Origin of the sequence: Chromobacterium sphagni (genome assembly GCF_001855575.1) — a bacterium.
In the GTDB taxonomy this organism is placed as follows: domain Bacteria; phylum Pseudomonadota; class Gammaproteobacteria; order Burkholderiales; family Chromobacteriaceae; genus Chromobacterium; species Chromobacterium sphagni.
The window spans coordinates 3,351,507-3,364,408 of record NZ_MKCS01000001.1 but is presented as its reverse complement, the minus strand read 5'-3'; the positions used below and the strand labels follow the sequence as shown (position 1 = coordinate 3,364,408).

General features: G+C 62.2%; 10 protein-coding genes. All 10 read right to left on the bottom strand.

Going from position 1 to position 12,902, the window contains the following annotated elements:
• Positions 1-22: 22 nt before the first annotated feature.
• Positions 23-862: an ABC transporter permease subunit gene (locus BI347_RS15255; protein WP_071116243.1), complete on the bottom strand. Its 840-nt coding sequence runs from the start codon at positions 860-862 to the stop codon at positions 23-25.
• A complete protein-coding gene (locus BI347_RS15250; protein ID WP_083338912.1) occupies positions 859-1,767 on the bottom strand; it encodes an ABC transporter permease subunit in 909 nt (302 codons plus the stop codon). Before BI347_RS15250 ends, BI347_RS15255 begins: the two co-directional genes overlap by 4 nt.
• Before the next feature lie 203 nt (positions 1,768-1,970).
• Positions 1,971-3,071 (bottom strand): polyamine ABC transporter substrate-binding protein, encoded by a 1,101-nt coding sequence (locus BI347_RS15245; RefSeq protein ID WP_083338911.1) that lies wholly within the window; start codon positions 3,069-3,071, stop codon positions 1,971-1,973.
• A 699-nt stretch (positions 3,072-3,770) separates the two neighbouring features.
• Complete coding sequence (gene trhP / locus BI347_RS15240; RefSeq protein WP_071116438.1) at positions 3,771-5,117, bottom strand: prephenate-dependent tRNA uridine(34) hydroxylase TrhP; 1,347 nt, start codon at positions 5,115-5,117, stop codon at positions 3,771-3,773.
• A gap of 25 nt (positions 5,118-5,142) precedes the next feature.
• Entirely contained in the window at positions 5,143-5,562 is a 420-nt protein-coding gene (locus tag BI347_RS15235; RefSeq protein WP_071116241.1) for a hypothetical protein, read from the bottom strand.
• Between the two features lie 157 nt (positions 5,563-5,719).
• Complete coding sequence (locus BI347_RS15230; protein ID WP_139167229.1) at positions 5,720-5,935, bottom strand: hypothetical protein; 216 nt, start codon at positions 5,933-5,935, stop codon at positions 5,720-5,722.
• Positions 5,932-6,786, bottom strand: a complete 855-nt coding sequence (locus tag BI347_RS15225; RefSeq protein WP_071116239.1) for a ferritin-like domain-containing protein — start codon at positions 6,784-6,786, stop codon at positions 5,932-5,934. Before BI347_RS15225 ends, BI347_RS15230 begins: the two co-directional genes overlap by 4 nt.
• A 48-nt stretch (positions 6,787-6,834) precedes the next feature.
• Complete coding sequence (locus BI347_RS15220; protein WP_071116238.1) at positions 6,835-10,701, bottom strand: ATP-binding protein; 3,867 nt, start codon at positions 10,699-10,701, stop codon at positions 6,835-6,837.
• Position 10,702: 1 nt separating this feature from the next.
• Positions 10,703-11,437: a response regulator gene (locus tag BI347_RS15215; RefSeq protein WP_193430999.1), complete on the bottom strand. Its 735-nt coding sequence runs from the start codon at positions 11,435-11,437 to the stop codon at positions 10,703-10,705.
• A gap of 10 nt (positions 11,438-11,447) precedes the next feature.
• The gene (locus BI347_RS15210; RefSeq protein ID WP_071116237.1) at positions 11,448-12,662 is read right to left on the bottom strand and encodes an EAL domain-containing response regulator; all 1,215 of its coding nucleotides are present in this window, start codon (positions 12,660-12,662) and stop codon (positions 11,448-11,450) included.
• Positions 12,663-12,902 lie beyond the last annotated feature (240 nt).

Below are 12,902 nucleotides of genomic sequence, written 5' to 3'. Positions count from 1 at the left end.
ATCGCACTGCGCACCGCCCATCTCAGCCGTTGGCGAAAGCCAGCCGCATCTCCCTTTCCCGCTTGCGCGTCATCGCACTCATATAGATATTGGCCGCCACCACCCCCACCGACACCAGCGCGATGAACAGGGTGGCCAGCGCGTTCATTTCCGGATTCAGGCCCAGCCGCACCCGCGAGAAGATCACCATGGGCAAGGTGGTGGAGCCAGGGCCGGACAGGAAAGCCGTCAGCACCAGATCGTCCAGCGACAGCGTGAACGACAGCAGCCAGCCGGACACCAGCGCCTGCGAGATCAAGGGCAGCGTGATGACGAAGAACACCTTCAGCGGCCGCGCGCCCAGATCCATCGCCGCCTCTTCCAGCGAAAGATTGAGTTCCCGCACCCGCGACTGCACCACGATGGTGACGTAGGACACGCACAGCATCACGTGGCCGATCCAGATGGTGAACACGCCACGCCCTTCCGGCCAGCCGAAGCTCTGCTCCATCGCCACGAACAAGAGCAGCAGCGAGATGCCCTGGATCACCTCAGGAATCACCAAGGGCGCGTTAACCATGCCGGTGAACAGCGTGAACAGCTGGAAGCGGCCGAAACGGCCCAGCACGAAGCCGGCCCAGGTGCCCATCACCACCGACGCCGTCGCCGTCATCAACGCGATCTTCAGGCTGAGCCAGGCCGCGGTGATCAACTCGTCGTCGTCCAGCAGCGCGGCGTACCACTTGAAGGAAAAGCCGGACCACAGCGTGACCAGTTTGGACTCGTTGAACGAGTAGATCACCAGCAGCACGATGGGCAGATAGAGGAAGGCATATCCCAGACCCAGCACCAGAAAGGACAGGGGCTTGCTTGGCTTGATCATTTCACCTCCTCCATGGTTTTCACCTGGTAGTGCTGGAACAGCGCCATCGGCACCAGCAGCAGCAATACCATGCAGCAGGTGACGGTGGCAGCCATCGGCCAGTCCATATTGTTGAAGAACTCATCCCACATCACCCGGCCTATCATCAGCGTGTCCGAGCCGCCCAGCAGCTCCGGAATCACGTACTCGCCCACCGCCGGGATGAACACCAGGAGGCTGCCGGCGATGATGCCGTTCTTGGACAAGGGCAACGTCACCTGCCAGAAGGCGCGCCACGGCCTGGCGCCCAGATCGTAGGCCGCCTCCAGCAGCGTCAGGTCCATTTTCACCAGGTGGGCGTACAACGGCATGATCATGAATGGCAGGTAGGAAAACACCATGCCGATATAGACGCCCCAATTAGTGTGGTAGAGGTGCAGCGGGCTGTCTATCACCCGCAGCCACAGCAGGAACTGATTGAGAAAGCCATCGTTCTTCAGGATGCCTATCCAGGCGTACACCCGGATCAGGTAGGAAGTCCAGAACGGCAGCATCACCATCATCATCAGCGTGTTGCGCGTCGCGCCCTCGGCGCGGGCGATGTAGTAAGCCATCGGGTAGCCGATCAGCAGGCACAGCACGGTGGAAATGAAGGCCATCTTCACCGAGCTGACATAGGTGGCGAAGTACAGATCGTCGGTGAACATGAAGCGGTAGTGGCTGATGTTCAACGCGATGGTGTAAACGTCGTTCTCCAGCTTGACCAGCGGCGTGTACGGCGGGATGCCCAGCTGCTGCTGGGAGAAGCTGATGCCCACCACCAGCAGGAAGGGCAGCAGGAAGAAGATGAACAGAAACAGGAAGGGCACGCCGATCACGGCCCCCCTGCCCGACGGCAGCAAGCGATTCCAATCCAGGGTTTTCATTTGGCGGCACCACGACACCGGCTAACCGGCGCTCCGAACATTCGTCCCCATCGACGGGAAAACGCCCCGTCGACACCATGCGTCCCGCCACTACCGCCGGCGGGCAATGCCCCACGGATGTCCGGCCGTCCCGGCGGACCGGGCGGCGGATCGGATTGTGATTATGGTGGCCGGGCGGCGGCGCCGCCCGGCGGAGCGAAAGATCAGCGGCCGGTTTTCAGCTGCGTCCACAAGCGGTTTTGCAGCCGCATGATGTCAGGCGGCAAGGGCTTCAATAGAAACAGTGTCTTCATCACCGATTCCGGCGGATAGATGGTGGGATCGCTGGCGATCTCCGGCTTGACGAACTTGCGCGCCGCCGCGTTCACCGTCGGGTAGAACACCTCGTCGGTGATGGCCGCGTTCACTTGCGGCGTTTCGATGTAGTTGATCCATTGCAGCGCCTGCTCCGGATGCGGGGCGTCCTTGGGGATCACCATCACGTCGAACCAGATCGGCGCGCCGGACTTGGGAATCACATAGGCCAGCTGATAGCTGCGCTTGGCCTCGGCGGCGCGGTGCTTGGCGATGTTGACGTCGCCGGACCAACCCAGCGCCATGCAGATGTCGCCGTTGGCCAGATCGTTGATGTAGCCGGAGGAATTGAACTGGGTGATATAGGGGCGGATCTTCTTCAGCGCCTCGAAGGCGGCCTGGTAGTCGACCGGATTCTTGCTGTTGGGGTCCTTGCCGAGGTGGTGCAGGGTGACCGCGAACACATCGTTGGCCTGGTCCAGCACCGAAACGCCGCAATCCTTCAGCTTGGACACGTACTTGGGATCGAACAGGATGTCCCAGCTGTCCAGCGGCGCGCCGTTGCCCAGGATGGCCTTCACCTTGCTCAGGTTGTAGCCCAGGCCATCGGTGCCGTAGGCCCAGGGCACGCCGTGGGCGTTGCCGGGATCGGCGTCGACGATCTTGGCCATCAGCGCCTTGTCCAGATTGGCCAGATTGGGCAGCTTGGACTTGTCCAGCTTCTGGTAGATGCCGGCCTCGATCTGCTTGGCCATGAAGTTGGAGGTGGGCACCACGATGTCGTAGCCGGCGCGGCCGGTCAGCATCTTGGCCTGCAGGGTGTCGTCGCTGTCGTAGACATCGTATTTCACCTTGACCCCGGTCTGCTTCTCGAAGCCGGGGATGGTGGACTTGGCGATGTAATCGGACCAGTTGTAGACATTGAGCGCCTTGTCCTCCGCCAGCGCGCCAGCGGTTGGCAACAACAGCAGCAGCGAATACAGAACCTCGTGAACCAGTTTCTTCTTCATGACAGGCTTCCTAAGTAGCACGACCATAAACGCCTCCCGGGAAGGGAGAGCCGGAGAACCGCATTCTTTCTTGTCGCCCGCGCCATGCCGACACTACTGCCAACATACACCCTGCGCAGGCGCACGCAATATGTTCACGCGTTACAGCGTGTAAAGCGGATTGCATTCAGCATGCATGGACTGCGGGATGGATTCAGAGACGGGCGGGAGGGCTGGGCCGGAAAGCTGGGGGAGGCGGAAAAACAGCGGACAGGGCGAGCGCGCGCAGGGACGCGGAACAGTCGGGCCAAAAACAGGCTGCTTGCATCATGGTTTCCTCTCTCATCTCTCCAGGCACTGCAGTGGCGTTTAATAAAATTCACACCACTTTTCTTTATGTCACTACTTTTTAATCACAATTACTTAGCCTTGCAATAGTACCGGCGCTCGCCTTGCTGAAAAAATCGACACGCCACAGCGACAGCAATACGCACTGTTTATGATCATCAACAGTAACGCCAGCTTGCCTATCAATGCCGCGCGCCGGCCGGCCGGCCAACCAAGACATTGGCATGAAGGAAAATCTCCCATCCAGACCCGTGTCAGTCAAACATTATTCCCAGTGGAAATCCCGCAACACCTTCCCGGCACCGGCCACCGGCGTTAACAAGCAAAAAGGCTGCCAGCGGCAGCCTTTTCAATAGAGCATCGATGCTTAATTTACATCAGGCGGGTGATCAGCGCCTTGCTGTCGTAGCCCTGCAGGCCGGGAATCCGCACCTGCATGCCATTGCCGGCGGCAACTTGCACCGATTCGCCATTGCGGATCATTTCCGCCAGCTCGATGGTGCGGTTGCCCGACGGATGAATCACTTCCAGCTTGTCGCCGACGGAGAATTTATTTTTCACTTCGATCAGCGCCCAGCCGTCGGCGTCCACCTCGATCACATCGCCGACATACTGGCTCTGCCTGGCCTTGGAGTGGCCGGTGAGGTAATTCTGGTATTCCTGGGTCTGATGGCGCTCCAAGAAGCCCGGGGTGTAGCCGCGGTTGGCCAGACCGTCCAGATCGGACAGCAGCTTGAGATCGAACGGGCGGCCGGCGACGGCGTCGTCGATCGCCTGACGGTACACCTGGGCGGCGCGCGCCACGTAGTACAGGCTCTTGGTGCGGCCTTCGATCTTCAGCGAGTCCACGCCTATCTTCACCAGCTTCTCCACCTGCTCCACCGCGCGCAGGTCCTTGGAGTTCATGATGTAAGTGCCATGCTCGTCCTCGATGATGGGCATCAGTTCGCCCGGCCGGCTGCCCTCCTCGATCAGATAGGTCTTGTCGGCCAGCGGGTGGCGCTGCTGGCTGCCGCAGGAGGAGAAGCTCTGGTTGGCCTCTTCCATCGCCTTGTTGAAGTCGAACTGGATCACCTGCACGTCGCCGGCGTCGTCGCCCTGGGTGTCGTGCATCTTGTAGTCCCAGCGGCAGGCGTTGGTACAGGTTCCCTGGTTGGGGTCGCGGTGATTGAAATAGCCCGACAGCAGGCAACGGCCGGAATAGGCGATGCACAATGCACCGTGCACGAACACTTCCAGCTCCATATCGGGGCATTCCTGGCGGATTTCGGCAATCTCGTCCAGGGAAAGCTCGCGCGACAGGATGATGCGCGATACGCCCAGCTTCTGCCAGAACTTGACGCCCATGTAATTGACGGTATTGGCCTGCACGGACAGGTGTACCGGCACTTCCGGCCACTTTTCGCGCACCATCATGATCAGGCCGGGATCGGCCATGATCAGCGCGTCGGGCTTCATCGCTATCACCGGGGCCATGTCGGCCATATAGGTCTTGATCTTGCTGTTGTGCGGCAGGATGTTGCTGGCGACGAAAAACTGCTTGCCGCGGGCGTGCGCCTCGTCGATGCCGATCTTAAGCTCTTCCAGCTTGAAGTCGTTGTTGCGGGCGCGCAGCGAATAGCGCGGCTGGCCCGCGTACACTGCATCGGCGCCATAGTCGTAGGCGGCGCGCATCTTGTCCAGCGTGCCGGCGGGCAGCAGCAGTTCGGGAGCTTTGATCATTGCGATGTGACTTGTCGGTGTTTTAGTTGAGCAGGCAGGAAACCGGCAGCGGCATTTTGTCCGGTTTGACAAAGGCCTTTCGCGCGGAATCGGCCATCAGGCGCTCAACTGTGTAGTGTTGTTCGAGAACCGCGCGGGCATCCTGCGCCAGGTCGCGGCAGCTGTCGAGAAAGGCCAGCCAGTCGTCCGCCAGCGTTGGACAGGACTCGATCCGGCTGTAGGCGATCGCCAGCAAGGCCATCGTCAAGGTGTGGTTGTACTTGGTCGCCGCGCCATTGGCCATGGCGTAACGCGACAAGGCGTGGGCACAACGGGCCGCCGCCTCCGGCGCCGGGTACTCCCGACGATAACCCCAGGCTGCATACAGATGGGCTTGATGATTGAAATCCGATGCAGGCAGCGAATGGCTTTCCAGCTGACGCAGGAATACCTGATGCTCCATGGTGCAGACACTCCGAAAGTGCAAAAAACGACAGGCCCCACCCGACAGGGGAGCCTGTTTGATTGATATCCGGCGCGATTATGCGCGGCCCTGGGGGCAGCGTCAAGCCTGCGTGACGCGCGGGTGCAACTTTAAGCCGCTGTTTTTAAAAGCCGTTTTATTTGCGTGGTTTTTGCAATAAAGCCAACAAGGCGCTCAACTGCCCAGCCAGCGCCAGCAGAAGCAGCGCCGGGCAGGCTATCGACAGCCAGACGGAGCCGGCCGACCCGCCGCGCCACAAGGCCGACAAGGCCATGAACATCAAGGTGGATAATATCAGCACAATCAGCGCCAGCTTGCGGTTGCTCTGCATGCGTTTGATCAGATTCATCATCGGACATCTACTTTCAGGGTTTCATTGCCTATCTCGGCGGGCGACTCGCCCAGCTCCGCCAATTGCCGCAGCTCGTCGGCGAAAAAGCCGGCTGCCGCCCGGGCCGGCAGATTGTAATCGCCGGAACGGAACTGCATCGCATACTCGTCCAGCAGGCGGCGGAACGTGGCCTGCGGCTCCTGGCCGCGCTGCCGACACAGCTCGCAGAACCAGCGGTTGCCGATCCGCACATGCCCCACCTCGTCGCGCAGGATGACGTCCAGCACCGCCACGCTGGCCGCGTCGCCTATCCGCGCGAGCCGGCTCTGAATGCCGGGCGTCACGTCCAGGCCACGCGCCTCCAGCACCCGCGGCACCAGCGCCATGCGCACCAGCACATCGTGGTCGGTGCGGCAACTCATCGCCCACAAGCCGTCATGCGCCGGAAAGTCGCCATAGCAGAAACCCAGCGCAAGCAGGCGCTGCTGCAGCAGCCGGAAATGGGACACCTCTTCCGCTGCCACCCGGAGCCAATCGCCGACGTAGGCGTCCGGCATGTCGCGAAAGCGCCAGGCGGCGTCCAGCGCCAGATTGACCGCATTGAATTCGATATGGGCGATGGCATGCAGCAGCGCCGCGTGTCCATGCGGAGTGGAGAGCCCGCGGCGCGGCACCTTGGTCGGATGCACCAGCTCCGGCCTGGCCGGGCGCCCCGCCTGCGGCAGCGGATAAGGCGGCGCCGCCGCAAGCCGGACCAGCTTGCCGGCCTGCCAGTCGCGATGGGCAGCGTCCGTCAGCGCCAGCTTTTCCTCCACCGCCGTGCACAACAGGGCCTGCTCCAGCAGTGGGTATAGGGATTGTAAGCGATTCATGAGTGCGGATTCTAAGGCTCCGCAACGCCGCAGGCAAAGCCCGGCCGCTCACTGCATGGTGATTTCCGCCTGTCCGGCCAGCCAACCCTCGAAAATGGCCAGCCTCTCCTCGAAAACCGCCATCGCCTGATGCGCCAGTTCCAGATTATGGCCTTTGCCCGCCTTTTCCACCGTTTCGGCGGCTTCGCCCATCGCATTGGCGCCGACCATGCGGCTGGCGCCCTTGATCCGGTGCGCGGCAAAACCGATCCGGTCCGGATTCCCCGCCTGCAGCGCGGCGCGCAATTCGATCACGTCTTCGATATTGCCGGTCTGGAATTCGCGCAGGATCTCCAGCTCGATGCTCAATTCGCCATTGCTGTAGACCTCAAGCACGCTGCGGTCCACCGGTAGCGACGGCTCCGGCGAGGCCGGCTCCAGGCCCGGAGGCTGCTCGGCCGCCTCCTCGCCGCCGCCGTGCCCCATCCATCTCTTCAGCACGGTCGCCAGCGAATGGATGGACAACGGCTTGGTGAGGAAGTCGTCCATCCCGGCCTCGCGCGTCTTGTCCACCTCCTCCTTAGCCGCATTGGCGGTGCAGGCGACGATAGGGATGCGCCCCCGCTCCGGATGGGACTCCTCATGGGCGCGCACCAGCCGCGCCAATTGGTAACCATCGATGCCCGGCATGTGGCAGTCGGTCAGGATCAGCGAATAACGTCCGGCCAGCCACTTGCTGAACGCCCGGTCCCCGTCCTCCGCCCAGTCCACCGGATAGCCCAGCTTCTCCAGCTGCTTCAGAGTAAGCTTGCGATTGGTGGGGTTGTCCTCGGCAAACAGAATGGGAAACAGCTCCACCTGTTCGCCCGCGTGGTCGTTGGGCAGCGCCGCGGCCACCGACTCGAGCGGAACCCGCTGCTCCGGCAGCACCACCGGCTCTACCAGTTCCTCCAGCCACTCCACCTCAAGCAGCAGCCTGGCACAGCTCCCCTTGCCCTGCTCACTTTCCATCTCCACATGGCCGCCCATCAGGCCGGCCAGCCGGCGGCAAATGGCCAGCCCCAAGCCGGTGCCGCCAAAACGGCGGGTGGTTTCCGAGTCCGCCTGGGTGAATGGCTGGAACAGCTTGCTCAGTTGCTCCTGCGACATGCCGATGCCGGTGTCCGCCACCTCGAAGCTCAACACCTGGTAGCTGGCCAGGGTGTCCATCACCTTCACGCGGATGTCCACCCGCCCGCGGGAGGTGAACTTGATCGCATTGCTGATGAAGTTCTGCAGGATCTGCCGCACCCGCAACGGGTCCAGCACCAGGGTGGGCGCCAGCTTTTCGTCCAGCGTCAGCGACAGCTCCAGCCCCTTCTTACTAGCGTTCTCGTGGTAGAGGCTGCGCACGCTGTCCATGAAAGGGCGCACGGCGGTGCGGGTGGGCACGATCTCCAGCCGGTCGGCCTCGATCTTGGAAAAGTCCAGAATGTCGTCGATCAGACGCAACAGGGTGTTGGCCGAATCCTGGATGGTCAACACCGTATCGCTCTGCTCGCCATCCAGCTTGGTCATCGCCAGCAGTTCCAGCATGCCCAGCACGCCATTCATCGGCGTGCGGATTTCGTGGCTCATGGTGGCGAGGAAGGAGCTCTTGGCGCGGTTGGCGGCATTGGCCTGGTCGCGCGCCATCCGAAGCTCGAACTCCGCCATCTTGCGCTCGGTGATGTCCAGGCAGGCCAGGATGATCACCGACTCGGACGCATCCGGGAACAGCAGCTGCCCCTCGAACAGCACCCAGATCGGGCGGCCGGTGCCGGTCAGGCATTCCAGTTCGCAGTGGATGCGGGCATTGTCGTGCTGCATCTTGGACATCTGCTCGGCCAGCTCGTACCAGCCATGCTCCGACGCCAGCAGCTCCATCAGGTGCATGCCGGACAGGCCATATTCGTCGCCCACTTCGAAAATGCTCTCGGCGGTGAGGTTGGCGCGGGTGATCTGGAAATGCTCGTTCAGGCGCAGCAGCCCCACCGGCGAGGCGGAATACACCGCCTCCTCTTCCTGCAGCACCGCCCGCAACTGGGCCTCGGACAGCTTGCGCCGGTCTTCCTCGGCATAAAAGCCGAGAATATTCGCATAGGCGCCCAGCAGCGGCAGGATGCTGATGCCGAGCTGCGACAGCGTCGGCCGCAGCAGACACACTCCGGCGGTAGCCTCTCCGCCCAACACCACAGGCAGCGAAACCCAGGAAGGCTGGACGGACAGGCTGCGGAATAGCGAGGCGAGCGGCGTTTCCGACTGCGACAGTTGCTGGATCCGCGGCAGGAAGTCCGGCCACTGGCCGGCCTGCAGCTGCAGGGCTTCCTCGCCGCCATCCTGCGACGCCCAGACCACCAGCATGCACTCTTCCGAGCTGGTGAACTCCAGAAAGGTGTTGTGCAGCCGCCGAAACACCGCGTCGCGCGTCGCGCGGGCCAGCAGCATCGCCTCGATCTCGGAAATCACCGACAGCAAGGCGACGCTGCGCTCCAGCGAGCCTTCCGCCAGCCTGCGCTTGTGTTCGTCGCGCACGATCAGGATATTCAGTTTCGGCGCCGCCTCTTCGGAGAATCGGCCGATATTCAGCATCGCGTGGAAACGCTCGCCGCCGCTACCCATGCCCTCCACCGGCAGAATGCGCCCCGCCTGAACTTCGAGCTCGGCCATCACGCCGTGCAGTTCGTCGTCCATCACGAACAGCTGCCGCACCGGCATGCCCACCAGGGTGGAGAGCGGATAGCCGAACATCCGCCCGGCGCCCTCATTGGCGATGTCGATCACGCCGCGATGATTGACCACCAGCATCGCGTCGCCGGAAACGTCCAGCATGCGCTGCAGGAAGTCCAGCGGCCTGAGCACCTTGCGCACCATCACGTACAGCAGAACGGTCAGCAGGCCCAGCGCCGCCAGCGCGAACAGGCCTTCGCGCAGCAGGATCTGGCGGTAATACTGGCGGTTCTCTTGCGCGACTGCATCGGCACGCGTGGAAACCGCCGTCTGCATCTGCTGCAGCACCGAGGTCAGTTGCTGCAGATTGAGCCGGTAGTCGGTCGCCTGGCTGAACTTCAAACGGCCATCCAGTTGTTCCAGCTGCAACTGCACCAGAAGCTGCAACTTGCTAGACAACATGGACAGCTGGGCAAATTGCTGCGTCAATCGCGGCATGCCCACGCTGTCCACCCTGGGCCGCAGCTTGCCCAGCGTGAGCATGCCGCCCCCCAGGCGCCGGGCCAGGTCCTCCTCAATATTGCGGTCCAGCCGGCCCTCCAGCTCGGACCGCAGCACCAGCGCCTGCGCGTTGGAGCGCAGCCATGAATCCAGTCCCCAGATGTCCTGCATCAGCCAGGCCAGATTGTTGATCCTGGCATCCCCGCTGGCCGCCATCTGCATCACCGCTTCGTCCAGCAAATGCTGAACCTGCTCCTGCACATCCCGCGTCTGCTCGTACAGGCGGGTGGTCAGCGCCTCGTCCGGCCCCGAGCCGGACTGCCAGACTGTCCTGGCCTGCCGCCTCATCTGCTGATACTGACGGAACGACTGCTGCAGCCGCTCCACCTTCTCGTTCATCCGCGCCTCGCCGCGCCCGTGCAATGAAGTAACCAGGTTTAGGAAACGCTCGTCCGCCAGGCGCGCCAGCCTGTCCTGCCGCGCAAGCTCGCCGGCATCCGGCTGCCTGGCCAGCAACAGCATCCGCAGTTGGCCACTCTCCTGATGCTGGACGTCGGCGAAGCGGTAAAGCAAGCCGGCGTCCTGATTCAGCGACACCAATTTATCGGCCTGCTGGTACGCGTTCCAGGCCGACACCTGCAACTGCAACATCACCCCGGCCTGCAGGATGCCCAACAGCAAAACGATGGCCAGCACGCTCCGGCCTATCGCCATCGCCTGGCTATGCCGCGCCTTTTGCTTCAGCATGCTAGTGCCTCGCTACGGAAGGGCTCGCCGCCGCCTCCGAGCTGTCGATCACATAGATCAGCGCCACGCCGTAGCGATCGCTGAAATCCTTCAGCACCGCCAGCTGATTGGCTGAAATGGTGGCGCCGCGCGGCAGCAGCAGATGCCCGGCCTTGCTGCGCAAATCCCGAGTCAGCAGCGATCCCGGCTTGATCTTGTCCAGCGGCAAGCATTGTTCTTCCGGCTCCTCCTGATAAACCGGAGCGCGGGTTTCGAACAGCTTGCCAAACACCTTGTTGTCGTACTCGGTGCCGGTGGCGACATGGTAATAGCTGAAAGGATCGATCTCCGGCCTCGCCCTGTGCATCGCCGCCTGGATCGCCTTCTCCACGTCGGCGGGTTTGGGCGGCTTGACCACGAAGCCGTCGGCATGCAGCTGGCTGGCCAGCACCACATTGGCGCGGTCGGCATGGCCGGACAGGAACACGAACGGCAGATTGGAAGCATTGGCGGTATGGCCGCAGCGCAGCTCCTTCAACAGGTCCATGCCGTTCATCGGCAGCATCTGCACATCGCACAGCACGATGTCGACCATGCGGATATCCAGCAGGCGCATCGCCGTCGTGCCGTCCGCCGCCTGGAAGATATAGTCCGACTTGACGCCCATGCTTTGCAACGCTTGGGAAATCAGGGTCCTGACCAGCGTCTGGTCGTCGACGATCAGGATGCGTAAACGGGCAAGGTCGACCGAAATCATCGCGTCTCCTTCACTCAGTGGTCCCGCCTGGAGCTGCCTGGTCGCCCTGGCAATCGATGATGGCCTGCGCTAGATCCTGCTCGGCCACGGCCCCTGCCAGAAAATCCCCCAGTCCCTTGGCGCAGCCCATCGCCAGCGCCAACTCCCGGCCCTCCTCGTCGCTCACCCGGGTGGCGCAAACCGCAACCTGGGACAGGCCGAAATGGCGCAGCAGACGGAAGGTATTGGAGTCCTCGCCCTGCAGTGTCCGCAGCCAGCGCAGGGTTTCCACCGGCACGTTGATCTGGTCGAACGGAAACTTGAGCAGATTGCCGACGGTCAGCGAACCGGTGCCGAATGCGTCCGCCACCAGCCGGAAACCGAGGTACTTGATCTTGGCGATGTTCTCGAAGCACAGCGCGTCGGAGCGGCGGCTCAGGCCATCGGCCAGTTCGAAGCTGATCCGGTTCGGCGCCACGCCATACTGTTGCAACTGGGTGAAACAATGGTCAAAAACATTGTCGGCGCACAGGCAGGCTTCGTCGATGCGGATATGAATCCGACACTCGTCCTGCCCGGCGGCATGGAATACGCCCTGCAACCGTCGGCCTATCCGTTCCACCATCGTCTCCAGCGCCACCGCCGACGCCATGCGCCGCCCCGCCAGCAAAGGCAGCAGATGGTCGATGCAGCAGCGCTGGCCGCCTATGGCCAGGGTTCGCAGAGAGAAGCCGACCGGCAGATGGTCGGCCAGCGACACAATGGGCGCAAACTCCAGCATGAATTTGTCATTGCAGATATCCGCCAGCAGCAGCTCGATATCCATCGACGCCGGCAGCTCGGTGCGCTCCAGTTCGTTGAAGATGCCATTCAGCATCGCGACGAAGGCTTCGGCGGAGTACGGCTTGGACAGAAAACGGGTGCAGGCGATGCCCAGATTGGTGGACATGTCGGCAATGGTCTGCAAGGTCTTGTCGTCGTAACCGGAAATGATCAGCAGCGCCGATTGATAACCCAGCCTGGCGACATTCTTGATGAAGTCTATGCCGTTCATGCCAGGCATGCCGATGTCGGTGATGATCAGTTGATAGCCGCCCTCGGCAATGCTGCGCAACGCCTCTGCGGGATCGCTGAATTCGTCGATTTCCACCGCATAGCGGCTGAAGAAGCTGGCCTGACGGGAGATCAGCTTCCGCAACACCAGTTGATCGTCCAGTATCAAAAATCGCTTCGGTTTCAGTTCCATGCTAGACCGCCCCTTCTCCAGGCGTAGCAGAACCGGGCCCGCCCCACAGGACGCCAGAGATGCCGCCTTACCGAAATTAAGCGCTGCAGAAAATCCAACCCGATGCGTCGGAAAAGCCTGTAGCCAGACTTGCCTCAACGCTAAGACATTCGCGTAATGCTAGATAGCGTAATACCATGTATAGGCTGACAAATTTGTCAGTACAAGACGGCCTTGCCTGCCGGTCCGCAATTGCGCGGC

Excerpts from the sequence above, each read along its gene's own strand:
- BI347_RS15255 (WP_071116243.1), bottom strand. The coding sequence starts at position 862 with ATGATCAAGCCAAGCAAGCCCCTGTCCTTTCTGGTGCTGGGTCTGGGA.
- BI347_RS15250 (WP_083338912.1), bottom strand. The coding sequence starts at position 1,767 with ATGAAAACCCTGGATTGGAATCGCTTGCTGCCGTCGGGCAGGGGGGCC.
- BI347_RS15245 (WP_083338911.1), bottom strand. The coding sequence starts at position 3,071 with ATGAAGAAGAAACTGGTTCACGAGGTTCTGTATTCGCTGCTGCTGTTG.
- BI347_RS15235 (WP_071116241.1), bottom strand. The coding sequence starts at position 5,562 with ATGGAGCATCAGGTATTCCTGCGTCAGCTGGAAAGCCATTCGCTGCCT.
- BI347_RS15230 (WP_139167229.1), bottom strand. The coding sequence starts at position 5,935 with ATGATGAATCTGATCAAACGCATGCAGAGCAACCGCAAGCTGGCGCTG.
- BI347_RS15225 (WP_071116239.1), bottom strand. The coding sequence starts at position 6,786 with ATGAATCGCTTACAATCCCTATACCCACTGCTGGAGCAGGCCCTGTTG.
- BI347_RS15220 (WP_071116238.1), bottom strand. The coding sequence starts at position 10,701 with ATGCTGAAGCAAAAGGCGCGGCATAGCCAGGCGATGGCGATAGGCCGG.
- BI347_RS15215 (WP_193430999.1), bottom strand. The coding sequence starts at position 11,437 with ATGATTTCGGTCGACCTTGCCCGTTTACGCATCCTGATCGTCGACGAC.
- BI347_RS15210 (WP_071116237.1), bottom strand. The coding sequence starts at position 12,662 with ATGGAACTGAAACCGAAGCGATTTTTGATACTGGACGATCAACTGGTG.